The organism is Pseudomonas beijingensis, from assembly GCF_030687295.1.
In the GTDB taxonomy this organism is placed as follows: Bacteria; Pseudomonadota; Gammaproteobacteria; order Pseudomonadales; family Pseudomonadaceae; genus Aquipseudomonas; species Aquipseudomonas beijingensis.
Window position 1 is genome coordinate 76,842 of record NZ_CP117425.1, and the last position, 26,986, is coordinate 103,827.

26 protein-coding genes and 1 pseudogene are annotated in these 26,986 nt (G+C 59.6%); 10 read left to right on the forward strand and 17 right to left on the reverse strand.

The window, feature by feature from the left end; all coding sequences use genetic code 11:
* Positions 1-297: 297 nt before the first annotated feature.
* The 3 genes from tsaC to PSH84_RS00360 form a co-directional block, all read right to left on the reverse strand.
* Positions 298-855, reverse strand: a complete 558-nt coding sequence (tsaC, locus tag PSH84_RS00350) for an L-threonylcarbamoyladenylate synthase type 1 TsaC (RefSeq protein ID WP_092205588.1) — start codon at positions 853-855, stop codon at positions 298-300.
* A gap of 61 nt (positions 856-916) precedes the next feature.
* Positions 917-2,011: a DNA-processing protein DprA gene (dprA, locus tag PSH84_RS00355; RefSeq protein WP_305482115.1), complete on the reverse strand. Its 1,095-nt coding sequence runs from the start codon at positions 2,009-2,011 to the stop codon at positions 917-919.
* A gap of 80 nt (positions 2,012-2,091) precedes the next feature.
* Positions 2,092-3,117: a LysM peptidoglycan-binding domain-containing protein gene (locus tag PSH84_RS00360; protein WP_305482116.1), complete on the reverse strand. Its 1,026-nt coding sequence runs from the start codon at positions 3,115-3,117 to the stop codon at positions 2,092-2,094.
* 169 nt (positions 3,118-3,286) lie between these two features.
* Between PSH84_RS00360 and def the strand changes: the two genes are divergently transcribed.
* The 7 genes from def (at position 3,287) to PSH84_RS00395 (ending at position 12,340) form a co-directional block, all read left to right on the forward strand.
* Positions 3,287-3,793 carry a peptide deformylase gene (gene def / locus PSH84_RS00365; protein ID WP_003196300.1) on the forward strand — a complete coding sequence of 169 codons (507 nt, stop codon included), beginning with the start codon at positions 3,287-3,289 and terminating at the stop codon, positions 3,791-3,793.
* Positions 3,794-3,864: 71 nt separating this feature from the next.
* Positions 3,865-4,824: a methionyl-tRNA formyltransferase gene (gene fmt, locus PSH84_RS00370; protein ID WP_305482117.1), complete on the forward strand. Its 960-nt coding sequence runs from the start codon at positions 3,865-3,867 to the stop codon at positions 4,822-4,824.
* Positions 4,821-6,131, forward strand: a complete 1,311-nt coding sequence (gene rsmB / locus PSH84_RS00375) for a 16S rRNA (cytosine(967)-C(5))-methyltransferase RsmB (protein WP_305469011.1) — start codon at positions 4,821-4,823, stop codon at positions 6,129-6,131. The genes fmt and rsmB overlap by 4 nt, the downstream gene beginning before the upstream one ends.
* 23 nt (positions 6,132-6,154) lie before the next feature.
* Entirely contained in the window at positions 6,155-7,528 is a 1,374-nt protein-coding gene (gene trkA / locus PSH84_RS00380) for a Trk system potassium transporter TrkA (RefSeq protein ID WP_122567743.1), read from the forward strand.
* 178 nt (positions 7,529-7,706) lie between these two features.
* On the forward strand, positions 7,707-8,018 hold the full coding sequence (locus tag PSH84_RS00385; protein WP_305482118.1) for a tetratricopeptide repeat protein: 312 nt from the start codon (positions 7,707-7,709) through the stop codon (positions 8,016-8,018).
* Positions 8,019-9,537: 1,519 nt separating this feature from the next.
* Complete coding sequence (locus tag PSH84_RS00390; RefSeq protein WP_305482119.1) at positions 9,538-11,526, forward strand: M10 family metallopeptidase C-terminal domain-containing protein; 1,989 nt, start codon at positions 9,538-9,540, stop codon at positions 11,524-11,526.
* A 403-nt stretch (positions 11,527-11,929) separates the two neighbouring features.
* Positions 11,930-12,340 (forward strand): hypothetical protein, encoded by a 411-nt coding sequence (locus PSH84_RS00395; RefSeq protein WP_305482120.1) that lies wholly within the window; start codon positions 11,930-11,932, stop codon positions 12,338-12,340.
* 120 nt (positions 12,341-12,460) lie between these two features.
* Here the strand turns inward: PSH84_RS00395 and PSH84_RS00400 are convergent, their stop codons facing one another.
* The 4 genes from PSH84_RS00400 to PSH84_RS00415 all read right to left on the reverse strand — a co-directional run bounded on the left by PSH84_RS00400 (position 12,461) and on the right by PSH84_RS00415 (position 14,941).
* Positions 12,461-12,943 (reverse strand): hypothetical protein, encoded by a 483-nt coding sequence (locus PSH84_RS00400; RefSeq protein ID WP_305482121.1) that lies wholly within the window; start codon positions 12,941-12,943, stop codon positions 12,461-12,463.
* A gap of 70 nt (positions 12,944-13,013) precedes the next feature.
* The gene (locus PSH84_RS00405; RefSeq protein ID WP_305482123.1) at positions 13,014-13,709 is read right to left on the reverse strand and encodes a DUF1963 domain-containing protein; all 696 of its coding nucleotides are present in this window, start codon (positions 13,707-13,709) and stop codon (positions 13,014-13,016) included.
* Between the two features lie 141 nt (positions 13,710-13,850).
* Positions 13,851-14,414, reverse strand: a complete 564-nt coding sequence (gene ybiA, locus PSH84_RS00410; protein WP_176688853.1) for a riboflavin biosynthesis intermediates N-glycosidase — start codon at positions 14,412-14,414, stop codon at positions 13,851-13,853.
* A 164-nt stretch (positions 14,415-14,578) separates the two neighbouring features.
* On the reverse strand, positions 14,579-14,941 hold the full coding sequence (locus PSH84_RS00415; RefSeq protein ID WP_305482124.1) for a DUF6124 family protein: 363 nt from the start codon (positions 14,939-14,941) through the stop codon (positions 14,579-14,581).
* A 588-nt stretch (positions 14,942-15,529) separates the two neighbouring features.
* On the opposite strand from PSH84_RS00415, the gene PSH84_RS00420 reads away from it, so the two are divergent.
* Positions 15,530-17,716, forward strand: a complete 2,187-nt coding sequence (locus tag PSH84_RS00420; protein WP_305482125.1) for a TonB-dependent receptor — start codon at positions 15,530-15,532, stop codon at positions 17,714-17,716.
* 195 nt (positions 17,717-17,911) lie between these two features.
* Complete coding sequence (locus tag PSH84_RS00425) at positions 17,912-18,556, forward strand: DUF2459 domain-containing protein (protein ID WP_305482126.1); 645 nt, start codon at positions 17,912-17,914, stop codon at positions 18,554-18,556.
* A gap of 77 nt (positions 18,557-18,633) precedes the next feature.
* Here the strand turns inward: PSH84_RS00425 and PSH84_RS00430 are convergent, their stop codons facing one another.
* From PSH84_RS00430 to PSH84_RS00455, 7 genes and pseudogenes are all read right to left on the reverse strand, one after another.
* Complete coding sequence (locus PSH84_RS00430) at positions 18,634-19,098, reverse strand: GNAT family N-acetyltransferase (protein WP_305482127.1); 465 nt, start codon at positions 19,096-19,098, stop codon at positions 18,634-18,636.
* A gap of 83 nt (positions 19,099-19,181) precedes the next feature.
* A pseudogene (locus PSH84_RS28840) lies at positions 19,182-19,274 on the reverse strand (DUF6124 family protein); the annotation flags it as partial.
* 286 nt (positions 19,275-19,560) lie between these two features.
* A complete protein-coding gene (locus tag PSH84_RS00435; RefSeq protein ID WP_109752904.1) occupies positions 19,561-20,196 on the reverse strand; it encodes an SCO family protein in 636 nt (211 codons plus the stop codon).
* Complete coding sequence (cyoE, locus tag PSH84_RS00440) at positions 20,193-21,092, reverse strand: heme o synthase (protein ID WP_122567762.1); 900 nt, start codon at positions 21,090-21,092, stop codon at positions 20,193-20,195. The genes PSH84_RS00435 and cyoE overlap by 4 nt, the downstream gene beginning before the upstream one ends.
* Positions 21,080-22,159: a COX15/CtaA family protein gene (locus PSH84_RS00445; protein ID WP_305482128.1), complete on the reverse strand. Its 1,080-nt coding sequence runs from the start codon at positions 22,157-22,159 to the stop codon at positions 21,080-21,082. The genes cyoE and PSH84_RS00445 overlap by 13 nt, the downstream gene beginning before the upstream one ends.
* Before the next feature lie 10 nt (positions 22,160-22,169).
* Positions 22,170-22,763 (reverse strand): PA_0111/PP_0108 family redox-active disulfide protein, encoded by a 594-nt coding sequence (locus tag PSH84_RS00450; protein ID WP_122567764.1) that lies wholly within the window; start codon positions 22,761-22,763, stop codon positions 22,170-22,172.
* Entirely contained in the window at positions 22,729-23,466 is a 738-nt protein-coding gene (locus tag PSH84_RS00455) for an SURF1 family protein (protein WP_305469025.1), read from the reverse strand. Before PSH84_RS00455 ends, PSH84_RS00450 begins: the two co-directional genes overlap by 35 nt.
* Before the next feature lie 70 nt (positions 23,467-23,536).
* Here PSH84_RS00455 and PSH84_RS00460 point away from each other — a divergent pair, with 70 nt between their 5' ends.
* Complete coding sequence (locus PSH84_RS00460) at positions 23,537-23,740, forward strand: twin transmembrane helix small protein (protein ID WP_122567766.1); 204 nt, start codon at positions 23,537-23,539, stop codon at positions 23,738-23,740.
* An 8-nt stretch (positions 23,741-23,748) separates the two neighbouring features.
* Here the strand turns inward: PSH84_RS00460 and PSH84_RS00465 are convergent, their stop codons facing one another.
* The 3 genes from PSH84_RS00465 to ctaD form a co-directional block, all read right to left on the reverse strand.
* Positions 23,749-24,636 (reverse strand): cytochrome c oxidase subunit 3, encoded by an 888-nt coding sequence (locus PSH84_RS00465; RefSeq protein ID WP_072411165.1) that lies wholly within the window; start codon positions 24,634-24,636, stop codon positions 23,749-23,751.
* 24 nt (positions 24,637-24,660) lie between these two features.
* Positions 24,661-25,212, reverse strand: coding sequence for a cytochrome c oxidase assembly protein (locus PSH84_RS00470; RefSeq protein WP_122567768.1), 552 nt, complete (start codon positions 25,210-25,212; stop codon positions 24,661-24,663).
* Positions 25,213-25,333: 121 nt separating this feature from the next.
* Entirely contained in the window at positions 25,334-26,926 is a 1,593-nt protein-coding gene (gene ctaD / locus PSH84_RS00475; RefSeq protein WP_092167716.1) for a cytochrome c oxidase subunit I, read from the reverse strand.
* Between the last annotated feature and the right edge of the window lie 60 nt (positions 26,927-26,986).

The following is a 26,986-nucleotide window of genomic DNA, read 5'->3' on the forward strand; positions in this document are numbered from 1 at the left end:
GGTGTTCATAAATACTGTGTGCAACACAAAACCTTGTGGGAGCGGGCTTACTCGCGAAAACGGTGGGTCAGCTTGCATCAATGTTGAATGTGCCGACGCCTTCGCGAGCAAGCCCGCTCCCACACTCGGATCAGTGGTGAGTTCGATTTCCCTGGCCACCGCAAATCCCCTGTGGGAGCGAGCTTGCTCGCGATAGCGGTGTGTCAGTCAACATCAATCCTGGGCTGATCTGACGCTATCGCGAGCAAGCTCGCTCCCACAGTGGTTTTGTGCAAGATGCAGAATGTGTGTTCGGAATCAGTCCGGCCGTACTACTTTCCCACTCGCCAGGTCACGAATCACGCTGGGGTTCTTGCGCCCGCCCAGGTTGCCGCCTAGCACTAGGTCGATCTGCCCGCGGAAATACTGCTCGACGCGAATCCGCGTGCGCGCCGCCGGGCGTCCTTGGGGGTTGGCCGAGGTGGACACCAGTGGCCCGACCAACGAGCACAAGTCGCGCACGGTGGGATGATCGCTGACCCGCAGGGCAACGGTGTCGTGCACGCCGGTGATCCATTCCGGCAGCAGGTTCTGGTGCGGGACCAACCAGGTATTGGGCCCCGGCCAGGTGCTGGCCATGCGGTCCATCCAGGTTTCGGGGAAGTCTTCGAACAGAAAGTCGAACTGGTGGATGTTGTCAGCCACCAGGATCAGGCCTTTGTCGGGCAGCCGCGACTTGATCGCCAGCAGGCGCTCCACCGCCTCCTCGTTCCACGGGTCACAACCCAGGCCCCAGACCGCTTCGGTTGGATAGGCAATCACCGCCCCGGCGCGAATTTCTCGCGCGGCTTGTTGCACACGCCAACTGTTGACCATGAACGATTCTCCCGCAACGCAAATAAGGCTGTGGGCAGTTTACCGATCTTCCCCATAAAACCTAGCGTGCAAACCAACGTCCGTTGTCACAGCTGGCGCGTCCTTCCATCTCCAGCTCGGTCAACGCCGCCAGCACTTTGGGCAAGCCCCAGCCGCTGGCGTCGGCCAACGCCTCGCTGCTCAGGGGCGCGGCATGCAGTAGGCGCAGCAGCGGATGGGTCACGGGCTCGGGCACCGAAGCCAGCGGCAACCGCTGCCAACCGCGCAATGCTTCGAGGATGTGCTCGACGGTTTCCACCAGCGCCGCACCGTCGCGGATCAGCTGATGGCAGCCTCGGGCGCCGGGATGATGGATCGATCCAGGAATCGCATAAACCTCGCGGCCCTGCTCCGCCGCCAGGCGAGCGGTGATCAGCGAGCCGCTGGCGACACTGGCTTCTACCACCAGCACCCCCAGGGACAAGCCGCTGATGATCCGGTTGCGTCGCGGAAAATTGCTGGCGTGGGGCGGCGCGTCCAACGGGAACTCCGACAGCACCGCGCTGCCTTGGGCAATCATCGCGTCCGCCAGCCGACGATTGCGCTGTGGATAAAAATTTTCCAGGCCAGTGCCCAACACACCGACGGTACGTCCGCCAACATCCAGCGCGGCCTGATGGGCCGCCGCATCGATGCCCAAGGCCAGGCCGCTGGTGATGACAAAACCGGCCCCGGCCAGGCTGCGGGAAAACGCCGCCGCGGTGTCCATGCCTGGCCGCGATGCCCGTCGACTGCCGACCATCGCCAGCTGGGGTTTTTCCAGGATCGAGGCGTCGCCGGCGACAAACAGCAGCGGCGGCGCGTCGCTGATTTGCGCCAGCAGCGCCGGGTAGTCGGGTTGGTCCCACATCAATAAATGCTGGCCCGCACGCTCTAGCCAGGCCAATGCATGGGCGGCCCCGTCACGCACATCCGGGTTGCGCCGGGCCTCGGCGCAGACCAGCGGCAAGCCCAATGCACGCCAGGCACTGGCCGGTGCACTGATGGCTTTGGAGGCCGAGCCGAAGGCCTCCATCAGGGTCATGAAACGCTTGGGACCGAGTTCCGGCAAGCGGTGAAGGCGTAGCCGGGCCTCCAGTTCCGCAGGGGAAACCGGAGCAGATTCAGGTAATGACATGCGATCATCCTTGACCGTTATGAGCCCCGTAAAAACGGGAACAAGTTGTGGATAACTCTGTTGGTAACTTGTGAGACCCGTTATGGATTACGGACCTTATCGAGCACCGACAGCGAGCGTGAGGCGTACAGCACCAGGCCGTAGCTGAGTTTGTCGTAAGTGCGGAATACCATCAGCAGGCCGGCCCGTTCATCGGGGATTTTCACCGGCGCGCCGGTGATGCGGTCGCGTACGGTTTCACCGGTCTTCATCACCGCCAGCACGTTACCTTCGATCAGGCCATCACGGCGGCCCTTGTTCAGGGTGACCACGTCCAGCGCGCCGATCTGGGTCACGCCCCGGGGCACGTCGAGGATCAAGCCGTTGATGTCCGATTTCGGCGCGCTGGGCATGAAGGTCGAGTTGATCGAACGCTCTTCGCCGCTGAACAGGCGATCACCCAGGCGCACTTCCTGAGTGGTGCGTTGCAGGACCAGGGTGGTGACATCGCCCTCGGTGGCGACCACTTCGCCGCCGCCGATGTCGTCGGCGTTGATGCCCAGAAATTCCTTGGTCTCGGGGTCGGTGTAGACCTTGCCCTGGCGGAAGATGCCATAGGCCGACTGGTTCGAGTCGAATGTGCCACGGGCAAAGACCCGATCCCCCATGCCGCTGAGCACCCGCTCGGCATTGCCGGCGACGACGTAGGGCGCTTTGTCGAAATCTTCAGGCGTGTCGACGATGCGGTTGCTCAGCAGGAAACTGTTGATGGCTTGCAGCGGAATGCTCGGGATGGCATCGGCCACCGGCGAACTGCGAATGCGCGGCGACAGCTTGATGGTGCCGCGCGAGGCGCCGCGATTGAGGGTCAGGCGCGGTTGGCCGTTGACGTAGACCAGCGACAGGGTGTCGCCCGGATAGATCAGGTGGGGGTTTTCGATCTGCGGGTTGGCCTGCCAGAGCTCGGGCCATTTCCACGGCTCGCGCAGGTATTTGCCGGAAATGTCCCACAATGTGTCCCCCGTCATCACCGTGTATTGCTGGGGAAAACCTTCCCGAAGTTGCACTTGCCCGTGCGCGATACCGGCCGAGGCCAGGAGCAGCAGGGCGAGTAGTGATTTCCTCATGCGGTGAATCCCTTTATTATGTGCGTTCGCGTAAAACGCCAGAGCCCCCGTGGCTCGCTGCTTAAGGAGCTATTCTCCACAAGCGCATCGTTTTACAACGGTAGCCTGCATCCCAAGACACGCCAGGCCAGCCACCCGACTTTACCTCACACGTGCATTTATCAAGCTTATGGCCATTTTGAACATTCTCGAATTTCCGGACCCGCGCCTGCGCACTATCGCCAAACCGGTGGCCGTAGTGGACGACGAAGTGCGTCAGTTGGTCGACGACATGTTTGAAACAATGTATGAGGCGCCAGGCATCGGCCTCGCCGCGACCCAGGTCAACGTGCACAAGCGTATCGTCGTGATGGACCTATCCGAAGACCGCAGCGAGCCCCGGGTGTTCATCAACCCCGAGTTCGAAACCCTGACCGATGAGATGGACCAGTACCAGGAAGGCTGCCTTTCGGTGCCGGGCTTCTACGAAAACGTCGACCGTCCGCAGAAGGTCAAGATCAAGGCCTTGGACCGTGACGGCCAGCCTTATGAACTGATCGCCGAAGGCTTGCTGGCGGTGTGCATCCAGCACGAGTGCGACCACCTCAACGGCAAGCTGTTCGTGGATTACCTGTCCACCCTCAAGCGTGACCGGATCAAGAAAAAACTGGAAAAACTTCATCGCCAGAATGCTTGATGCCCCCCTTCAAAGGCTTGCCGCGGCAAGCCTTTTTCTTTTTGCGACTGCTTTGTAATTGAGAGCTACCCATGACTGAGCCCCTGCGCATCGTCTTTGCCGGCACTCCCGAATTTGCCGCCGAACATCTCAAGGCCCTGCTGGCCAGCCCCCACGACATCGTCGCGGTCTACACCCAGCCGGACCGGCCGGCCGGTCGCGGGCAAAAACTGATGCCCAGCCCAGTCAAGCAGCTGGCCCTGGAGCACGGCATCACGGTGTTGCAGCCGCCGACCCTGCGCGACGCGCAAGCCCAGGCCGAACTGGCGGCGCTGAAGCCGGACTTGATGGTGGTGGTCGCCTACGGCCTGATCCTGCCCCAAGTGGTGCTGGACATCCCGCGCCTGGGTTGCATCAACAGTCACGCCTCGCTGCTGCCGCGCTGGCGCGGTGCCGCGCCGATCCAGCGCGCCGTGGAAGCCGGCGATGCCGAGAGCGGCGTCACGGTGATGCGCATGGAGGCCGGCCTGGACACCGGGCCGATGTTGCTCAAGGTCAGCACCCCCATCAGCGCCGAAGACACCGGTGGCAGCCTGCACGACCGCCTCGCCCTGATCGGCCCGCCCGCCGTGGTCCAGGCCATCGCTGGCCTGGCCGCAGGCACGCTGGAGGGCGACGTGCAGGACGACAGCCTCGCCACCTACGCGCACAAACTGAACAAGGACGAAGCCCGCATCGACTGGAGCCGCCCGGCCGTTGAGCTGGAGCGTCTGGTGCGGGCCTTCAACCCTTGGCCGATCTGCCACAGCACCCTGAACGGCGAAGCCCTGAAAGTGCTGGCGGCCCATTACGCCGAAGGGAAGGGCGCACCGGGTGAAATCCTCGGCGCCAGCAAGGACGGCCTCGTCGTGGCCTGTGGTGAGCAGGCGTTGTGCCTGACGCGCCTGCAACTGCCGGGTGGCAAGGCGCTGAACTTCAGCGACCTGTTCAACAGCCGCCGTGAGAAATTTGCCGTCGGCACCCATCTCGGCCAAGCGACGGACGCCTCATGAACCCGCGTCTGGCCGCCGCCAAGGCACTTGCCGCGGTACTCAGCGGGAAAGCCTCGCTGAACAGTTCCCTGCCGACCCAACTGGACAAGGTGGAAGACCGTGATCGCGGTTTCACCCAGGACCTGGCGTTCGGCACCGCTCGTTGGCAGCCACGGCTGTCGGCCCTGGCGGCCAAGCTGTTGCAGAAGCCGTTCAAGGCCGCCGATGCCGACGTCGAGGCGCTGCTGCTGGTGGGGCTCTATCAACTGCTCTACACCCGCGTCCCCGCCCACGCCGCCATCGGCGAAACCGTGGGCTGCGCCGACAAGCTGAAGAAGCCCTGGGCCAAGGCCCTGCTCAATGCCGTGTTGCGTCGCGCCCAGCGGGAAAGCGAAACCCTGCTGGCCGAGCTGGAACACGACCCGGTGGTGCGCACCGCCCACCCGCGCTGGTTGCAGAAATCCCTCAAGGCGTTCTGGCCCGAGCAATGGGAAGCCATCTGCGCCGCCAACAATGCCCATCCGCCGATGATCCTGCGGGTCAATCGTCGCCACCATAGCCGCGATGCCTACTTGGCGTTGCTGGGCGAGGCGGGCATCCCAGCCATCCCGTGCCAGTACAGCCGCGACGGCATCGTCCTGGAAACCCCGGGCGATGTACGGGCACTGCCGGGCTTTGCCGAGGGCTGGATCAGCGTCCAGGACGAAGCTGCCCAACTGGCCGCCGACCTCCTGGAACTGGCGCCCGGTCAACGGGTGCTGGACGCCTGCTGCGCGCCGGGGGGCAAGACCTGTCACATTCTCGAGGCCGAGCCGAAGCTGGCCGGCGTGGTGGCGGTGGACCTGGAAGCCAAGCGCCTGGTGCGGGTCAAGGAAAACCTCGAACGCCTGGGCCTGGATGCCGAACTGATCGCCGCCGATGGCCGCGACACCGCGAGCTGGTGGGACGGCAAGCTCTTCCAGCGCATCCTCTTGGACGCGCCATGCTCGGCCACCGGCGTGATCCGCCGGCATCCGGACATCAAGCTCACCCGCCAGCCGGACGACATCGCCGCATTAGCCGTGCTGCAAGGTGAACTGCTCGATGCCCTGTGGTCGACCCTGGACGTGGGCGGCATGCTGCTTTACGCCACCTGTTCGACCTTGCCGACCGAGAACACCGAGGTGATCGAGGCATTCCTCGCTCGCACCCCGGGCGCCCGGGAGCTGGACATCGCGACCCAGGCCGGCCTCAAGCAGCCCCATGGCCGTCAGTTGCTGGCCCAAGAAGGCGGGCACGATGGGTTCTATTACGCCAAGTTGATCAAGATTGCCGCCGCACGCGGTTAAACCGATTCGATAGGAGTGGCTGGATGAAAATCATCATCCTCGGTGCAGGGCAGGTCGGCGGTTCGCTGGCGGAACATTTGGCCAGCGAGGCCAACGACATCACCGTGGTCGACACCGACGGCGAACGCCTGCGCGACCTCGGTGATCGCCTCGACATCCGCACCGTGCAAGGTCGCGGCTCGTTGCCGACGGTGCTGCGCCAGGCCGGCGCCGACGACGCGGACATGCTCGTGGCCGTGACCAACAGCGATGAAACCAACATGGTCGCCTGCCAGGTCGCCCACACGTTGTTCCACACCCCGACCAAGATCGCCCGGGTGCGCGAAGCGGCCTACCTGACCCGCGCCGACCTGTTCGACAACGAAGCGATCCCGGTGGATGTGCTGATCAGCCCCGAGCAGGTGGTGACCAACTACATCAAGCGCCTGATCGAGCACCCCGGCGCTTTGCAAGTGATCGACTTTGCCGAAGGCAAGGCGCAACTGGTGGCGGTCAAGGCCTACTACGGCGGGCCGCTGGTGGGCCAGCAACTGCGCCAGTTGCGCGAGCACATGCCGAATGTGGAGACGCGGGTCGCGGCGATCTTCCGCCGTGACCGGCCGATCCTGCCCCAGGGCGACACGGTGATCGAAGCCGACGACGAGGTATTTTTCATCGCCGCCAAAGCGAATATTCGCGCGGTCATGAGCGAAATGCGTCGCCTGGATGAGAACTACAAGCGCATCGTCATCGCCGGTGGCGGGCAGATCGGCGAGCGCCTGGCCGAAGCCATCGAAAGCCGCTACCAGGTCAAGATCATCGAGATGAACCCGGCGCGCTGCCGCTACCTCTCCGACACCCTCGACAGCACCGTGGTGCTGCAGGGCAGTGCCTCGGACCGCGACCTGCTGTTGGAAGAGAACATCGCCGATGCGGACATCTTCCTGGCCCTGACCAACGACGACGAAGCCAACATCATGTCGTCGCTACTGGCCAAGCGCCTGGGGGCGAAGAAGGTCATGACCATCATCAACAACCCGGCCTACGTCGACCTGATCCAGGGCGGCGACATCGACATCGCCATCAGCCCACAACTGGCAACCATCGGCACCCTGCTGGCCCACGTGCGCCGCGGCGACATCGTCAGCGTGCACTCCCTGCGCCGTGGCGCGGCCGAAGCCATCGAGGCGATCGCCCACGGCGACGCCAAGTCCAGCAAAGTCATCGGCAAGGCCATCCGCGACATCGGCCTACCGCCGGGCACCACCATCGGCGCGATCATCCGCGACGAACAAGTGCTGATCGCCCACGACGACACCGCCATCCAGACCGGCGACCATGTGATCCTGTTCCTGGTGGACAAGAAGCACATTCGCGATGTGGAGAAGCTGTTCCATGTGGGGTTGAGTTTCTTCTGATCCAGGCTTTGCGGTGGCAGCAATGGCCTCATCGCGAGCAAGCTCGCTCCCACAGAGGATCTCCATGGCTCACAAATATTTGTGAGCCACCCCAACCCCCTGTGGGAGCGAGCTTGCTCGCGATAGCTATCTAGCAGCCAACTAATCAACCCCTGACACACCAGATAAGGACGCCGCCATGCTCGACTCCCTGGAAAAAATGCTCGCCAAAGGTGTGGACAACGCCCTGCTGCGCTTCGGCCTGGGCAAGGGCTACCTGGACCTCGGCGAATTCGCCCGTGCCGCCGAACACTTCCAACGCTGCGTCGAATTCGACCCCAAATACTCAGCCGCCTGGAAACTGCTGGGCAAGGCCCACCAAGGCCAAGGCAACCTACCGGCAGCCCGCCAAGCCTGGGAACAAGGCCTCGAAGCCGCCCGCGCCCACGGCGACAAACAAGCCGAAAAAGAAATGACCGTGTTCCTCAAAAAACTGGACCGCCACCCCTGACTTCACACAAAACTGCTTTTGTGGCGAGGGAGCTTGCTCCCGCTTGAGTGCGCAGCACTCACAAAAAAGCCCACCCAATCCACTGCCGATCCGCTAAAAGCTCAGCCGGCGCAAAATCTGTGGGAGCAAAGCTTGCTCGCGATAGCGGTAGACCAGCCAAACCAGTTGTCGACTGACCTGCCCCAATCGCGAGCAAGCTTTGCTCCCACAGGTTTGTGGCTGAACTGATCGGCACTCCCCGCTCTCCCAGTCCAGTAAAAATGAAATGATTTGAACCCAATCCGCTTGTTGTAGTGACGTACTGGTCAGCATTGAGGCGCAGGTCAACGGCGGCTCGGTCCCCAACGCGCCCTCTCGATACTGATCATCAAGACCTGACTGGAAACACACATGTCCGAAATTACCCAAATGATCATTGCTCTTTGGGGGGCGGGTTGTTCCTGAAACGGCGGCGGTTTGAGCAGATTAGCTGAACGAGAAAAGGGAACGTATCTAATACCAGAAATAAATTCGTCCCCTTATTCCGAAAACCCTGTAGTCCATCTCCTAAGCTGTCATTGAGGTATTGAGCCTCCTACATCTCCGTGCTTAATTAGAAAACCAGACAAGCAGTTCTGGCCACAGCACATTTAACTTTACGATCAAAAGGACTTGAGTTAATGAAGCAGAACGGATTGATTTACCCCAACGCTGGTAAATGGCGGTTAAAGCATTGACGCACTATTTATGGGGAAGGGAGAGGAGCTTGAGTTCGATTTCAATAATATTGGTTTGCAAATAAAAGAGCACAATATCTCATTATTGAAGCAGGCTATCGAGAGCACTAAATCACGGGCACGTATCATCCGGTGGGCCCAAAGGTGGCTTACGATACCGACAAAGAACTATAAATAATAGTGCCATGGCATTGAGTAACACTGTTGCCATGGCACAAGGACAAAAACATGAAGATAAGGAATTCGTTGTTTTTTTATTTGGCAAGTCTCTCAGCTACTCCAATAATCGGTGGTTACAATTTATACTCTAACTACGAGAATAACTTGTATGCGATCGAGTATGACACTATCGTTATCCCATTCACAGCAATTATGAGTACGCTGTTCATATCGCTGCTAGTTCTGATGCTGCAGAGACCTTATCGGTTAAAAAAATCAAACAACATGCCCCGCTCCCTTCTTACAAAAACCGCAAGCGTACTCGCCACAATCGTAACGTCAGTCCTATTGCTTGATAATCTAATCTACTGGTTGCACCCAAACCATTTACCAACTTTCCTGATGTTTTTAATGGCTTCCTGTTTTTATATTTATTATCAGTTGCAGCTTTATGGCATTAAAAGTGCCGATCCTAATCACTAGAGTTTCAGGATACTGCCGGCAAAGCGAAATTATTTGAATCCCATACGTTCGTTGTAGAGAATCGCCGGCCGTCCAATCACCTCCCTTCGTCTCGTAAAGTGGCAACCCGACCGACCCGTGCCTATAGTCTTTGGCGCTAGATAGCTACCGGAGGCATGGACATGAGCCAGAGCATTTCACCCGCCGCTTCAACTGCGCAAAAAACAGGCATGGTCGCCACGACCTTATGGGGCTCGGACAAAATCGCAGGTATCACGGTCGATCCGGACGGTGCTATCTGGCTTGGCGCTTATAGCCGCCTGGGGCTGGGAGGTGAAGAGGATTCAGGCTTCACCGGCAGCCTGGTCCGGTTCAATGCCAACGGTAGCCTGGACCGCGACTTCAGCGGCGACGGTAAATCCCTCCTCCCGGTGTCGCTCGACATCGAGGACGGCGGTAATGCCGCCGTGCAGCCGGGCGGGGGCTACCTGGTGGCGCGCTACGTGAAAGTAGGCGACGCCTGGGTGTCGGGCGTCAGTCGTAACTTGGCGGACGGCAGCCTCGACACGAGTTTCGGGAACGGCGGCACCGTGACAGTGCCTTTCTATTGGAATGAAGATCTAGGCCAGCAAGCGTCGTTCTCCGTGCAACGCGACGGCAGCTTCTTCGCAAGCGCTGGGTATCCGTCCGGGGAGATCTATATCGCCCGCTTCGATGCGACGGGGGCCTTGGTCTCGTCTTTCGCAGAGGCTGGGATCCTGCACCTACCCGCGGCCGTCGGCATTCACCCCAGTAGCACGTTCGACGTTTCGCTGCAGGGAGACGGGAAGGTATTGGTCACGGGGCAAGATACCCTGACCCGCCTCAACCCGGACGGTACGCTGGATAGCAGCTTTGCGAACGGCGGCAGCCTGGCCCTGGATGTTCACGCGGACGCCCTCGTCATCCAGGATGACGGCAAAATCCTGCTGGCGGGCGCCTCGGGCGGCGTGGCGACCGTCATCCGACTCAATGCCGACGGCTCACTCGACACCGATTTCGGTGATCAGGGTCAGGTACGTTGGGGCTCGGAAAGCGCTCCTTTCGCAGTCGCCGACATGATCGTGCTGGCCGACGGCAGGCTGTTGATTGGTGGAAGCCAAGGGACCAGCGCGGACGGCTACCTGGCCGCCTTGGTCCAGTTGAACCCCGACGGCAGCCTGGACCACAGCTTTGGCAACCCCGACGACGGCTATTACCACCTTGACGGTGGCCGCGATGATGACTTCTTGCTCGGGACCGCCTCGTTCGACGATGCGATCTTTGGCGGGGCCGGAAACGACCTGCTCGATGGCCAGCAAGGTCGTGACCTGCTGACGGGCGGCGCCGGGGACGATACTTTCCGTTACCAGGCAGTCACAGACAGCTACCGCACCGCAAACGCGGCCCATAGCGACCGCATCACCGACTTCGACCCCAGCAGCGATACCCTCGACCTCTCCTCCCTGGGCTTCCTCGGGCTGGGCAATGGCCATGACGGAACGCTGGCGATACGCGTCAATGAAAGCGGGACGCGGACCTACCTCAAAAGTTTCGAGGCCAACGTCGATGGGGAACGCTTCGAAGTGGTTTTCGACGGTAACTTGGGCCAAACGCTGAATGAAACCAACATCCTGTTTCAGCAAGCCAGGTTGACGGGCACCGAAGGGGACGATCGTCTACAAGGCAATGCTCTGGGCGAAATCATCGAAGGGGGCGCGGGCGATGATCGCCTTTATGGCGCGCTAGGGAATGATGTGTTGGTTGGCGGAGAGGGTCGAGACCTGTTGGTGGGTGGCGGGAACAATGATGTGTTCCGCTTCGACGGACTGAGCGACAGCTACCGTACCGCCACCGAAAACCACACTGATCGCTTGATGGACTATACCGCGGGTGAAGACACGATCGACTTGTCGGCCTTGGGCTTTACCCGGCTGGGAGATGGTTACGACGGCACGTTGGATGTGGTTCTCAATGAGGCCAAGAACCTGACTTATTTGAAGAGTTATGAAGCTGACGCCTCTGGGGCTCGATTTGAGTTGAGTCTGGTAGGGGACCACTCCGGTTACGGTAACTTGAATATCGTCTTCGCCGAGCCTTTGGAAGAGGAGGCTATTCGGTTGGTCGGAGTGGCTGACGACGTCTGGGTGTAGAGCGCAAACGGCAGCACGCCAGCCTGAGAACAAGGCCTGGAAGCTGCCCGAGCCCACGGCGGCAAGCAGGCCTATTCTTCAAAAATTGGATCGCCATCCCTGAATTCACACAAACCGCTTTTTGTGGCGAGGGAGCTTGCTCCCGCTTGAGTGCGAAGCACTCATAAAAAAGCCCACCACGTTTTCAATACCCGCCCGCCGAGCAGCCAACACACAAAACTCTGTGGCGAGGGGATTTATCCCCGCTGGGCTGCGCAGCAGCCCCAAACAGCCAACGCGGTTTGTCTGATATTCCGAGATACCAGGATCCAGGGCCGTTTCAGCCACTTTATGCTGCAGAGGCAGCAGCGTTTAGTTCAAGCTCTAATGCCTAGCACTCTTTTTTATGCACCAGGAGCCCTTGATGCAATTTCGAGGTTTTACGTTCGGCCACATTGAGGTCGAGGTCGAAGGACGCGCCTACGACCTACATAACTTCTATGCGGTCAGCGCCATTAACTATGTAGCGCTAGAACGGACGCTTACTCTCAGGTTTACTCGGCACCCCGAAGACTGGGTGCCACCAGAGGAAGCTAGACAGATCACCGTGACGTTTCATGAGGTGAGCTACTTCCGTGCCGAAGGGCGCGATCCTGATTTGGCCGAGGATGATTGTGTACTGCATGCAATTGGCACTGTCGAGACTGATGCCGAGACGGAAAGTTTTTACCTGTCGGATAACATTCCGGCAGACCAGCATTTAGTTATGTGTTTTGCGTCCGGGCTGACATTACGGATTCAGGCGGAGGAAGCCAGGTGTGAGATTGATTTCTAGGCGCCCGCTGTGGCCGATTCTTGAAGAAACCGGGGGACAGACCACGATTTGGGCTCACCTGTAATCGGACTGTCTCATAATCGTGGTCTGTTCCGTTTCCCCAAGACAACACCTCAACCCTTAGGTTGAACAGAACGTAAGTACGCTCTCATATATTGCTGCGTCTTGAGTTATCAGTAAGAGGCGACAGGCGCCAAGCAGAGCATGCACGGGTTGTAAATCTTCAATTTGTGCCCAGAACTTGTCGACCTTATCGCTCTCTCCGAACGGTTGAAATGCGATAGCGCTGCTAAATTTTAAGAGCCTCACCCGATCAGGCAAGCGCTCAAAAACATACCACTCATCAAAGCCCGGCGTGGGCAACTGATCGATATCCATAATGATAGGACTGATCGCCAAGTCACCTACACGTTGCCACCCGCTAGCGATCTCAACGGCGCTAAGGTTATAGGGCCCGCTATCCGACGCAGCAATCGCCACATAACGCCCACGTACGAGCTGAGGAAGCTGGCGAATGAGGTCGCCCAGGTTAACGTCGTATCCATCGTGCCAGTCGAGAGCGCTGTAGCCCGCGTGCGCCCCGGTATGCAGTTCGGTTGTCATGTATTTCCTTTGAGGATCAGCGATGACAAAAAACGGATTTATCTCCTGGGAATAAATCTGTCCCCGACTCCTAGTAAAAGTCGTAGTAAAGAGCCCACTCCCCAGTTTTGTTGTGCTTCCAGAACATCAGGCTCCCACTGTCGACCACGTTCAGATTGATCTTCGAGTCCGATGAGATCTGGAACACAAACTCAAAGCCTTCACCCGGATCAACACCCGACTGGCAGAACGAGGGGTAACCGCCGATCTTGTGTTCGTAGGTGTGGGTGACCAAGTCGTAATAGCTCTGGATCTTGCCCGCGCGTTCCAGCGTGAGGATTGCTTGCTCAAGGTCCTCCGGAACACCACCGCCATCCCACAGTGGAAAGTCCTCCGGCACAGCTTGCGCTGTCAGTGGGAAGGGTTTGAGGAATGTACCTGCCACCGACAGAGACTTGCGCACCAACACATCATCCAACCCATACTCGCGGATGACCCAATTATTCCCCATCGGCTCAAAGTGCTCGGGGAACGGGTTTGAAATGAACACCGTCAGCACACGAACCCCCGCTAGCAGAGGGCTATTGATGGGCAGGGCGGGCAGGTAAAACTGCGCATAGGGGAGCAACTGTTGCCCCGCCTGATTAGTGGGCACCTCTTCATCCGGTCGGAACAGGAATACATTGCCCAGCCAGCTTTCTTCATCGGTGCCGGCAGGACGAAAGCCGCCGGCAATGAGCTTCACGGCGGGGCGGGCCAGGCGTTGCTTGATTTCCTGGATTTCCATGGCGATGTAAACCTCCTTTTTACTACAGGATTAATACTGAAAAGGGGACAGATTTATTTGCTGGAAAATAAATCTGTCCCCTCTGTGCGCCCTCTGTGTTCGCCAAGGTTTTTTGCGTTTTTCGTGAGTAAGGTCAGGGCACTACCTTGGGGCTGGCGTACTAGTCCCGTCCCGCACCTGCATCAGTGCAAATCCCAGCAGATTCAAGCCTTTCCACAGATTCGGATTGTTCGCATCTGCGTTGTCCTGTGCGAGCCCTATACCCCAGATGTTATCAACCGGGCTGGCTTCGACAATAACGCGCGAACCGGTTTGTAGAAGATATTCGTTCAACTGCGGATTCTGAGAGAACTTGGCCTGGTTCGCTCGAACGACAATGTCGTATCGGTGTTGCAGCCAAACCTTATCATTGAATCCGCGCACGTTGCGGCCAAGTGCTTTGGCGGCATTAGGAGTAGGGGCTTGGAGCACCTGCGCACGAATTTCCTGATCGTCGAACAAGGCCGCTTTCTCTGCCATCATGAAGTGTTCGGCCGTCGGGTAATGTTGCCCCTCGACAATGAACCCAGCCTCGAACCATTGGCTGAAGCACGACGCCGTGACGACAGTTTTGCTGCGCTGGTGCCCCCAGAAAAACGTAAAGCTCAGATGTTCTCCAGAGTTGAAACGTGCGCACAGTTCTTTCAGATGTTCAGAGTCGTTCAATGAGATTTCCTCGATAACTGAAGATCGAAGTTACAGCTACTGTACTGACCAAGGCAACCACGAAGCTTGGTAGGTCGAACGTCCACAGATTGATGCATACGCGTAACTCTTCGTAAACAAAACCCGACGCAAAACGTCGGGTTTTTTCGTTGAGGAATTAAATCCTACTGCCGCGGCTCCACGTTATCCAGCACCCGATTCGCCAGCAACGAACTCAGCTCAATCAACTGCTGAATCCCCTGCGCCACATGACGCCTCGATCCCTCCAGATCAAACGCCAGATCACTCACCATCGCATCAGCCGAAGCCAACGTCTCGCTGAGGTTGGCAAGCAAACATTCGTTATCGAGGCCTTTCACGACGGTGTATAGCTGCCCTGGTTTGGGGTCGTCTTGGGATTTATCCGGTTTCGGTGGCAAGTAGTGATCGAGCACCCGTTTGGTGGTTTCGTCTTGCTGCTTGGCTTTGGATTTTGCGGATTGTGGGGTGGGGTCTGCATCTGGGGGATTCGGAGTAGCTTTGAACATTGGTGTGATCCTCGTAAGGGCCGCTCCATCTCGCTACTAAACGGAAGGGTGGCGGCTGTGCGCAAGTTAGTAGACCGGCGAATCACACCAAAACCGGCGCGCCCGAGGGCGCCATGCGCACAGCCACCATCAAGAACAGGCAAGTACCTGACTGATGAGACTTGTACAACCGAGGTGTGAACCGGGCTACTAAACCCGACCACTGATGGGCAGTGGCAGGAAGACAATAGAACCCAGGGACAAGGCGCACAAGCGGGCGGATTCTGGCGTAGTTGTAGGCAAAGGCGCAAGGATGCGTAGCTTGATAGACGGTGTAGGTGGGGGCTGTAGGAGGGAGGTTTTTTGGGGATGCGGGCGGGGTGTTCTGCTCTGGAATTGGGGTGATTTCATCGCGAGCAAGCTCGCTCCCACAGAGAAGCGGAGTGGTTGCAGATACTGTGTTCACACCTGTGTGGGAGGGAGCTGTCTGGCTGACTAAACCGCTTTCCAAATCTTTTATGGCAACGTGCCATTTGTTATAGATAATCTATCTGCGAATCATTAGCATTACCTGCATTGATTTCCCGTTTCCCCGCAGGTACTCATCCCATGCTATTTCCATCTCGCCTTACGTTGCTGGCTGCATGTTGCTCAGTCAGTTTTCTTGCCCAGGCGGCAGCCCCTATTGAATTGGGAGCGACCGACGTTACTGCCAGTGCGACCAACTCCAACACGCTACCCACGCCCTATGCGGGAGGCCAGGTGGCGAGGGGAGGCCAGATGGGGGTGCTGGGAAATCAGGACAACATGGATGTCCCGTTCGTGATGACGAGTTACACCTCGCAGCTGATTGAAGATCAACAAGCTGAAGACGTGGGTGATGTGCTTCTCAATGATCCGTCGGTGCGCCAGGCCTATGGGTTTGGTAACCAATCCCAAGTGTTCGTGATTCGAGGCTTGCCGCTTAACAGCGACGACATTTCCTACAATGGGCTGTATGGCGTTTTACCGCGTCAAATTCTGTCGACGGATGCTATCGAGCGTGTCGAGGTGTTCAAAGGCCCCAACGCGTTTATCAACGGTGTCAGTCCGACGGGCTCGGGTCTTGGGGGCGGCGTCAACTTGCAGCCCAAACGCGCAGAGGATGTGCCGACGCGTCGCTATACCCAGGACATCAGCACCGATGGCCGCATTGGCGAGCATTTGGATATCGGGCAGCGATTCGGCGAGGATAACCGCTTTGGTGCCAGGTTGAATCTGAGCCAGCGGGAAGGTGAAACAGCGATCGACAACCAGGATCAGCGCACAAAGTTGTTCGTGGCGGGCCTGGACTATCAAGGGGATAACTTCCGCGTTTCCACCGATTTCGGGTATCAGAAACAGCGTATCAATGGGCTGCGTAATTCCGTGAATATCGGCAACGCCACCCGCATTCCCACGGCTCCGCACGCCAGCCACAATTATGGGCAGGACTGGACTTACTCCGAAACGGAAGACACTTTCGGCATGGTTCGTGGCGATTGGGATCTGAACGAAAACTGGACCGCCTACCTGGCTGGCGGTGTAAAGCACACCCGAGAAACCGGGGTGTACGCCACACCGACACTGGTCGGCAATAACGGCGTAGCGACGATCGGTGGCTCGGAAATTCCTCACAATGAAGACAATACATCGTTCAGTGGCGGGTTGAACGGGCGCTTTAATACTGGCCCTGTTTCCCACCAGGTTGCGATCGGCGGCTCAACGATCTGGACCGAGCAGGAAAACGCCTACACGTTCTATCGTTCCGTGACCGGGAACAGCAATATCTACGACACCCCCAAGCTTCCTAAGCCGACTACGGTGTCCAGCACTGGCGGCAAAATGGGCGATCCCGGGGTGACCGGCAAAACCCGCAACCGTAGTCTGGCGATTTCCGACACGCTGGGCTTGTTCGATGACAAATTGCTGGTCACTTATGGTGTTCGTCGTCAGCAGTTGCGTGTCGAAAACTATAAGTACGATGGCACTACTTCAAACGGTGGAGCCAATCCAGCAAACGATGGCAGTCGTAGCGCGCTCTACGATGAAGCCATTACCACGCCTGTTTACGGCATCGTCTACAAGCCTGTGGAGAGCGTGTCGCTCTACGCCAACCGAATCGAAGGCCTTGCAAAAGGGCCGGTGGCGTCCGGTTCCGGTATCACGAACCTGGGTGAAGCCTTTCCCCCTGGCCGCACCAAACAGTTGGAAGCGGGCATCAAGTTGGACCTGCAAACCTTCGGTGCCAACCTGGGTGTTTTCCGTATCGAGAAACCTTCCGACGGGTACGTCGACAACGTGCAGAGGCTTTATGTGCGGGATGGCGAGCAGGTCAACAAGGGGCTGGAGCTCAGCGTTTTCGGCGAGCCCATCGAAGGCCTCCGGTTGATGGCCGGCGGTACCCGCATGACGTCTGAGCTGAAAAAAACCGCTGGTGGTTTCAACGATGGCAATCACGCCATTGGCGTGCCAACGTTTCAGCTCAATGCCAGCGTAGATTGGGATGTTCCGGGTATCGAAGGGGCCGCGCTCAGCGCAAGGATGTTGCGCACTGGCGGGCAGTACTCTGATCAGGCTAACAACCTGAGCTTGCCTACCTGGAACCGTTTCGACGCCGGCGCACGTTACAAAATGAAATTCGTGGAGAAAGACCTGACGTTGCGCATCAACGTGGAAAACATTACCGATAAGAACTACTGGGCCTCGGCAAACGGCGGCTACCTCTCGCAGGGTGACCCACGCTTGGTGAAGTTCTCGGGGACTATCGATTTTTGAGTAAAAAGGGGATTTGAAAAGGGGGGAGCGTTGGCGAGTGCCCCAAGCTCTGAATGCTAGGCTTGGTCTCTGAGATATCTTGTGCGTATTGCTGCTTTGGGTGCCTAAGCGCCATGGTTGCTTCTGGCCGAGATATAGCGCCAACCCCCGCCGGGTTTTCCCACGTTTCGTTAGCGAGCCACCGAGCCCTTGTGTATGCGCATTGTAGTGCTGGCCCTGGTCCTCATGCTGTTCGGCTGCGCTACCGCGTCGGACCCGCCGAGGGGCGAGGGTGGCGATTGGCGGTCCTTCTATGTAGTGAATCATGGCCTGCATACCGGGTTGGTCATTGCGCGCCCCGATCTACTTCAGGTGCTTCCCGCATTGGCCGAAGCGTTCAGCGACGGCGACTTCGTTGAGTTCGGTTGGGGCGACGAGGATTTTTATCGAGCCCCACAGGCCACCTTGAGCCTCGCCTTGCGAGCCTTGTTCGGGTCGACGGCAACCGTGCTGCATGCGATCAAGATTGACGGGGACCCCAGGCGGCGTTTCGCCACAAGCGAGGTCATCGAAGTGCGGGTGACGGAGGACAGCTACCAACGACTGCTCGCGTTCGTGGCCGGGACCTTCACCCGCTCAGCGACGGGCACCTTGGTAGTGCTCGGGCCTGGCCTGTATGGAGAGAGCCGGTTCTACCAGGCTGAGGGTCGCTATTCGCTGTTTTATACCTGCAATACCTGGGTCGCAGAGGCGCTGGCCGCGAGCAACTGTCCAATGTCGCCTGCAGCGGTGATTACGGCGGGGAATGTCGTGTGGCAGTTACGCCGGGCGACAGCGGTCGGTGCATCCTGCGTTGACTGAAAAGGGGACAGAATCATTTGCTGGAAATAAATCTGTCCCCTTTTCTCCTTTTCTCATTCACCTGTAATCGGACCGTCTCATAATCGTGATCTGTCCCCGTTTCCGCTATGCCCCAAAGAGCCATACCGTTTGACAAACCGACGCTCGTCGACCGCGTAACCTTGCTGCTGATAAAAAGTGTGAGCCTGTATTCGGTGGTCGCTGCTAGTCACTTCAGCCCGGACGCAAAGTTGCTCTAAAAAAAACGCATCCGCAGCAGAAACCAGCATTGCCCCAACTCCTTGTCCTCGGAAGTCATCATCAATGACAAGGGAGGTAATGCGTCCGAGCCTACCGGGCTGATGAAACAGCTCAAGCACATGCAAACTTATAACACCGATAATATTTTTACCTTCCTGTGCCAGCAGCACGGTATCGCGAGCGCTGAGTTCTAAAGCTTCAAGCTTATCTCGGACTAGCTTTGGCGAGGCTTGGTAGCCTAACTGGTTCAGAAGTTTGGACACCGATTCTGCATCGGTGAGTAAGGCTTTTCGAACTTTCATATTATTCTCAACTGGATTCGTCTGCCTCCATGGAAAACCAAAACCTGACGCAACACGTCAGGTTTTTCGTTGGAGAATAAATACTATTGCCGCGGCTTCACGTTATCCAACACTCGATTCGCCAGCAACGAACTCAGCTCAATCAACTGATGAATACCCTGTGCCACATGACGCCTCGATAGAGCAAGCCCGCTCTCCCACAGGGGGCTGCGTTGGGCTGGATATTCGGTTCGACACAAACCCCTGTGGCGAGGGAGCTTGCTCCCGCTGGCCTGCGCAGCAGGCCCCCTGCATTTCTTCAGGCAAACCGCATCGTCCGGTTTTGCGACTGCTGCGCAGCCGAGCGGGAGCAAGCTCCCTCGCCATGGGGGTGTCTGGGCGGGCGTCATCGCGAGCAAGCTCGCTCCCACAGGGGATCGGGGTGTTGCAGATACTGTATTCCGCAGGGGTCTCGCCTTGGCCTTATTTACGCTTGAGCATCTCCGGCAACTGCGCCACCAGTTTTTGATTATTCAACGGCGCACGAATAAACCCGCGTTGAGTACCGTCCGGCCCAATGACCGCGAGGTTACCGCTGTGATCAACCGTGTAGTTGGGCTTGCTGGTATCCGCCGGAATGAACGGAATGCTCACCGCATTCGCCAGTTTCTGCAGGTCTTCAACCGATGAAGCGGTCAGGCCTTTGAACTGCGGATCGAAGTAACCCAGGTACTGCTTGAGTTGCTTGGGTGTGTCGCGGTTCGGGTCGACGCTCACCAGCACGATCTGCAACTTATCCACAGCCTCGGGCGGCAGTTCGCTTTTGATCTGGCGCAGTTGGGCGAGGGTGGTCGGGCAGATGTCCGGGCAGAAGGTGTAGCCGAAGAACAGCAGGCTCCATTTGTCTTTCAAGCCGTCCATCGCTACGGGCTGGCCGTCCTGGTCGGTCATTTTCACGTCCGGCAGGTTGCGGCTCTGGGGCAGCAGGATGATGCCGGCATCGATCAGCGCGGTCGGGTCGCCCTGGCCTTTGCCGGACAGCACTTTGTTGATGGTCAGGCCGAGGATCAGCGCGATCACGGCCACGAGAATGAAGACGGTTTTCTGGGTTCGAGTCATAGGCTCAACAGTAAGTAATGATCTACAAGCAGGGCGATGAACAGCAGGAACAAGTACCAGATAGAGTACTTGAACGTGTTGATCGCCGCGTGCGGCCGACTGCCACGGTACAACACCACGGCCCATTGCAGGAACCTGGCACCGAGCACCAGCGCGCACACCAGGTAGAGCATCCCGCTCATGTGGATCACGAACGGCATCAGGCTCACCGCCAGCAGCACCAGGGTGTAGAGCAGGATATGGATCTTGGTGTAGTGCTCGCCGTGGGTCACCGGCAGCATGGGGATGTCGGCCTTGGCGTATTCCTCTTTGCGGTGAATCGCCAGCGCCCAGAAGTGTGGCGGGGTCCAGGCGAAGATGATCAGCACCAGCAGCAGCGGTTCGGCGCTGACATGACCGGTGGCAGCCACCCAGCCCAGCAGCGGTGGCGCCGCGCCGGCCAGGCCGCCGATGACGATGTTTTGCGGCGTTGCCCGTTTCAGGAAACCGGTGTAGACCACCGCATAGCCCAGCAACGAGGCCAGGGTCAGCCAGGCGGTCAGCGGGTTGGTGAAGGCCAGCAGCAAGGCTTGGCCGGCCACGGCCAGCGCCAAGGCGAAGGTCAGGGCGGCGGCCGGCGAGACCCTGCCCTCGGCCAACGGCCGCTTGTGGGTGCGGGCCATGACCGCGTCGATGCGGCGGTCCACCACATGGTTGACCGCCGCCGCGCCGCCGGCACACAGGGCGATGCCCAGGTTACCGAACACCAGGACCGTCCACGGCACGCCGGCACGGGTGGCGAGGAACATGCCTACCAGGGAGGTGATCAGCATCAGCACCACCACTTTCGGCTTGGTCAGCTCCAGATAGTCGCGCCAGATCGCCTGGTTGTGGCGTTCACCGGTCAAGGTTGCCATGGCATCTCTCCTTTTATTGTTATGGGGCTGACGCTGTGTTTATGCGGGTTGAACCGCCAGCGCAGCGGGACCTGATGCTTGACCCGGACCAGGCTGGTCCGGGCGTGATAGTTGACCAATACCAGGGTCAGCAGTAACGCGGCGCCCCCGGCGTTGTGGGCGACGGCCACCGGCAACGGCAGGTGGAACAGCACGTTGCTGATGCCCAAGGTGATCTGCGCCGCCAGGGCAGTCAGCACCAGCCCGGCCAGCCGGGTCATGCCGACGGTCTTCAATTGCCAGGCCAGCCCCAGCAGCACCACGGTCACCAGCAAGGCGCCGATGCGGTGGGTCAGGTGGATGGCGGTGCGGGCGTCGCTGTCCAGTTGCCCGCCCAGGTAGTTGGGGCCGATGTGCTGGGTCAGATGGAAGCCGTTGGCAAAATCGGCGGGTGGCAGCCATTGGCCGTGGCAGGTGGGGAAGTCGATGCAGGCCACCGCCGCGTAATTGGAGCTGACCCAGCCGCCCAGGGCGATCTGGCCGATCACCAGCAGCAGCCCGGCCGTGGCCCAGTGTTGCAGGCGCTTGGGCACGGTCAGCGCCGGCAGCACGCCGGACAATCTCAAGGTCAGCAGAAACAGCAGGCTCAAGGTCGCGAACCCACCCAGCAAATGCCCGGTGACCACCTGCGGCCAGAGCTTGAGGGTCACGGTCCACATGCCGAACGCCGCTTGCGCGAAGACCACGGCCAGTAGGAACAGCGGCAGTTTCAACGGCAGGCCGGGGTGGCGACGGTTCATCCAGGCCCGGGCGGCCAGTACGGTAATCATTAGCCCCAGGGCGCCGGCGAAGTAGCGGTGGACCATCTCGTTCCAGCCTTTGTGGGCCTCCACCGGGGCGTCGGGGAAGTGCAGTTCGGCATGGGCCAGTTGGGCTTCGCTCTTGGGCACGCTGATGAACCCGTAGCAACCGGGCCAGTCCGGGCAACCGAGGCCGGCGTGGGTGAGCCGGGTGTAGGCGCCCAGCAGGACGACGATCAATGCCAGCAACGTGGCAAACAGCGCGAGGCGAAATCCAGGTTTGGCCATGTCGATGCCCTCATCCGATGTTCGACAGTTTCAGCAGGTGGCGCAGGTCGTTGAGCAAGTCCTTGCCCTTGACCCGGGCGTCGTAGCGCAGCACCAGGTTGCTGTGGGGGTCGATGATCCACAGTTGGGCGCCGCCGGAGCCCTGGGCGCCTTTCTGATAGGCCGGCAGGTCCAGTGGATAACGTTGCAGTTGTGGGTATTCGCGCTGCAGTTGGGCGTCATACTCGGCGTCCAGCGGTTGTGCGATCGCCAGGGCATGGCTGGCGCGGCCGGCTTCGCGGCCCAGGCCGATCTGCACCTGGCGGGCCAGGTACACCAGTTGCCGGCAATCCACCGAACATTCCTGTGGCGCCGTGACCAGGATCTGCCAGCGCTGCTCATCGGCCTGCACGCCAATCTCGGCGCGGGTCTGGCCGTTGCCGATCAGCTCACCGTGGTAGCTGCGGCTGTCAGGCACCCAGAACTGGAACTTGTACATGCCGGTGGCCAGGATCATCGGGCCGATCACCCCGAGCACGATCAACAGCAATTGCACGCGGCCCTTGCGACGGTTGGGTGTCACGGGCGCCTCAGACGTGTTGGTTGGATTCATGGTGCTTCCCATGGTGTCTCCCTGCGTTGTGCCATCCGAGATAAAGGAACAGGCCGAACAGTGCCGCCGCCATGGCGAACCACTGCACGGCATAGCCGAGGTGTTTTTCCGGGCCCATGGCCACCACCGGCCAATCGGTCCGGTAGGCGCCAGGGCCGCTTTGTTGGCGTAATTCATAGTTGAAGCCGTTGCGGTCCAGTTCGGCCCAGAGCTTGTCCGGCTCGATGGCGGTGACCAGTCGCGGCCAGGGGGCGCTCGCCGGGTCGGCGTGGAGCTGGAACGTCGCGCCGGGGGCGACATAGACCCAGGCCTGGAGGCTTACGGGTTGTTCCGGTGTGTTGAAGACCGGTGGAGTGCGTCGGTCGGGCCAAGGCAGCCAGCCGCGATTGACCAGCAGCCAGAGCCCGGTGCGGTGGTCGAGGAACGGTTGCAGCAACTCGACGCCAACCTTGCCGTCGTGTTGGCGGTTGTCCAGCAGGAGGCTGTGCTCGGCGTCGAACTGGCCCTGCAGCGTGACCGGCCGAAACGCCGGATCGGCGGTGTGCGCCAGCTCGGTGCTGTCCATCGGCGACGCCACGCGGCGCTCGGCGTAAGTGTCCATGAGTACACGCTTCTGTTCGCCCCGGCTCAATTGCCAGAACCCCAGGCACACCATCACCGGCACCAGCACGGCCACCACCAATGACGGCACGATGCCTGGCCGGAAACCTTTCATGGCGCCGTCCGAAAGCCATCGAACGGGATAGCTATACTCACGTGCATCGCGTCCCCCCGGAGTGTCCCTAATGCTAAAAGCAGCCATCGTCCTGATGCTGATTGCCACGGTTGCCAGCCTGTTCAGCGGCCTGTTTTTTCTGGTCAAGGACGACAGCAGTTCCAATCGCCTGGTCATCGCCCTGGCGATTCGGGTCAGTCTGGCCGCCGCCACCGTCGGCTTGATCGCCTGGGGTTTTTTCAGCGGCCAGTTGGTGTCCCAAGCGCCCTGGTAACGGCTGCCTCAGAGGATGTAGACGAAGAAGAACAAGCCGATCCACACCACATCGACGAAGTGCCAGTACCAGCTCGCGGCCTCGAAGCCGAACTGATGCTCGTTGTCGAAATGCCCGCGCATGATGCGCATCAGCATCACGAACAAAATGATCGTGCCGATGGTGACGTGGGCGCCGTGGAACCCGGTGAGCATGAAGAACGTCGCGCCGTAGATGCCCGAGCCCAACGTCAGGCCCAGTTCTTTATAGGCGTGGATGTATTCCTCGGCCTGGAAGCCCAGGAAGGCGCAACCCAGCAGCACCGTGATCGCCAGCCAGATTTTCAGCGCGCCGCGATGGCCTTTTTTCAGGGCATGGTGGGCGATGGTCACGGTGACGCTGGAACTGACCAGCAGGATGGTGTTGAGCAGCGGCAACCCCCACGGGCTGATCACATCCTTGGGCGGTGGGAACAGCTTGGGATCGGGGTTGTTCAACAACGGCCAGACGTATTCGAAGTTCGGCCAGAGCATCTCCGACAAACCCTTGCTGCCTTCCCCCGCCAGGCCCGGCGCCGAGATCGTGCGCACATAGAACAGCGCACCGAAGAAGGCGATGAAGAACATCACTTCGGAAAAGATGAACCAGCTCATGCCCCAGCGGAACGAGCGGTCGAGCTGTGCGCTGTACAGCCCGGCGCGGCTTTCCTTGATCACCGCGCCGAACCAGCCGAACAGCATGTAGGCCACCAGCAGGCCGCCGACGAAGAAGATCAGCGGGCCGTGGGAATCCGGGCGCGCCGCCTTCAGGTCGTTGAACCAGGTTGCCAGGCCATACACCGTGACGAACATCCCGACCGTGGCGATGATCGGCCATTTGCTCTGGGCCGGAACGTAATAGTGTTCGTGAGTTGCCATTTATTGTTCTCCTTATCGGGCACGCTATCGGTCAGTGTTTAGAGCCACCGGTGGATGACGAGCGGTGATGTCGAACAGCGTGTAGGACAGCGTCAGATGCTTCACTTCCTTGGGCATGTCCCGGTCAACGATGAAGCGCATGGGCATTTCGATGCGTTCGCCGGGTTGCAGCACTTGCTGGGTAAAACAAAAACATTCGGTCTTGTGGAAATACGCCGCCGCGTTGCTCGGCGAGATGCTCGGCACTGCTTGGGCGCTCATCGGCCGGTCGGTGGGGTTGTGGGCGACGAACACCATCTCGTTGACCGCCCCGGGCTTGACCACCAGCTCATCGCCCTTGGGGTAGAAGTCCCAGACCATGTCCACCGAATTGGTCGACAGGAACTGCACGCGGACCTGGCGTGATTCATCGACGGTCTGCTCGCCTTGGTACTGCCCGCCGGTCTTGCCGTTGATGCCGAACGCCTTGCACATCACGTCGTAGATCGGCACCAGGGCAAACCCGAAGATGAACATCGCCACCACCACTATCAGCAGGCGAGTGACCAGCTTCTTCAGCGAAATCGAATCAGCCATGGTTTCCAATCCCTACCCAGAACCCTGTGGGAGCGAGCTTGCTCGCGATAGCGGTGTGTCTGACACACCGAGTCGCCGCTATCGCGAGCAAGCTCGCTCCCACACAAGGCCCCGGTGTCATCTATTTCACTTCCGGCGGCGTAGTAAAGGTGTGATACGGCGCCGGCGACGGCACGCTCCACTCCAACCCTTCGGCCCCATCCCATGGCTTGGCCGGTGCCGGCTCGCCGCCACGGATGGTCTTGATCACGATGAACAGGAAGAAGATCTGCGTGGTGCCGAACATGAACGCGCCGATGGACGAGACCATGTTGAAGTCGGCGAACTGCAGGTTGTAGTCGGGAATCCGCCGGGGCATGCCCGCCAGGCCGACGAAGTGCATCGGGAAGAACGCCAGGTTCATGCCGATGAACGACAGCCAGAAGTGCAGCTTGCCGAGGGTTTCGTCGTACATGTGGCCGGTCCATTTCGGCAGCCAGTAGTAGGCCGAGGCGAAGATCCCGAAGATCGCGCCGGGCACCAGCACATAGTGGAAGTGCGCGACCACGAAGTAGGTGTCCTGGTACTGGAAGTCCGCCGGGGCGATGGCCAGCATCAACCCGGAGAACCCACCGATGGAAAACAGGATCACGAACGCCACGGCAAACAGCATCGGTGTCTCGAAGGTCAGCGAGCCTTGCCACATGGTGCTCGCCCAGTTGAACACCTTCACTCCGGTGGGCACGGCGATCAGCAGGGTGGCGTACATGAAGAACAGTTCGCCCACCAGCGGAATGCCCACCACGAACATGTGGTGCGCCCAGACGATGAACGACAGGAACGCAATGGCGGCCGTGGCATAGACCATCGAGGTGTAGCCGAACAACGGCTTGCGCGAGAACGCCGGGATGATCGAGCTGACGGCACCGAAGGCCGGCAGGATCATGATGTACACCTCGGGGTGGCCGAAGAACCAGAACACGTGCTGGAACAGCACCGGGTCACCGCCACCGGCGGCACTGAAGAAGCTGGTGCCGAAATGGATGTCCATCAGCATCATCGTCACGCAGCCGGCCAGCACCGGCATCACGGCGATCAGCAGGAACGCGGTGATCAGCCAGGTCCAGACGAACAGCGGCATTTTCATCAACGTCATGCCGGGGGCGCGCAGGTTGAGGATGGTGGCGACCACGTTGATCGCGCCCATGATCGAGCTGATGCCCATCAGGTGGATGGCAAAGATGAAGAACGTCACGCTTTCCGGCGCATAGGTGGTGGACAGCGGCGCATAGAAGGTCCAGCCGAAGTTCGGCCCGCCACCCGGGGTGAACAGCGTCGAGACCAACATCAGGAATGCCGCCGGCAACAGCCAGAAGCTGAAGTTGTTCATGCGCGGCAGGGCCATGTCCGGCGCGCCGATCATCAACGGGATCATCCAGTTGGCAAGGCCGACGAAGGCCGGCATCACCGCGCCGAAGACCATCACCAGGCCATGCATGGTGGTCATCTGGTTGAAGAATTCCGGCTGGACGATCTGCAGGCCGGGCTGGAACAGCTCGGCGCGGATTACCATGGCGAACGAGCCGCCCAGCAGGAACATGGAGAAGGCGAACCACAGGTACAGCGTGCCGATATCCTTGTGGTTGGTGGTCAGTACCCAGCGCATCAGGCCCTTGGCGGGGCCATGGGCGTGGTCGGCACCGGCATGACCGTGGTCATCGATCACAGCACTCATGTCCTGTCTCCTTCGAACGAGTGGGCTGGACGGTGCGGGGCGGTGAGCCCCGACCGGTTA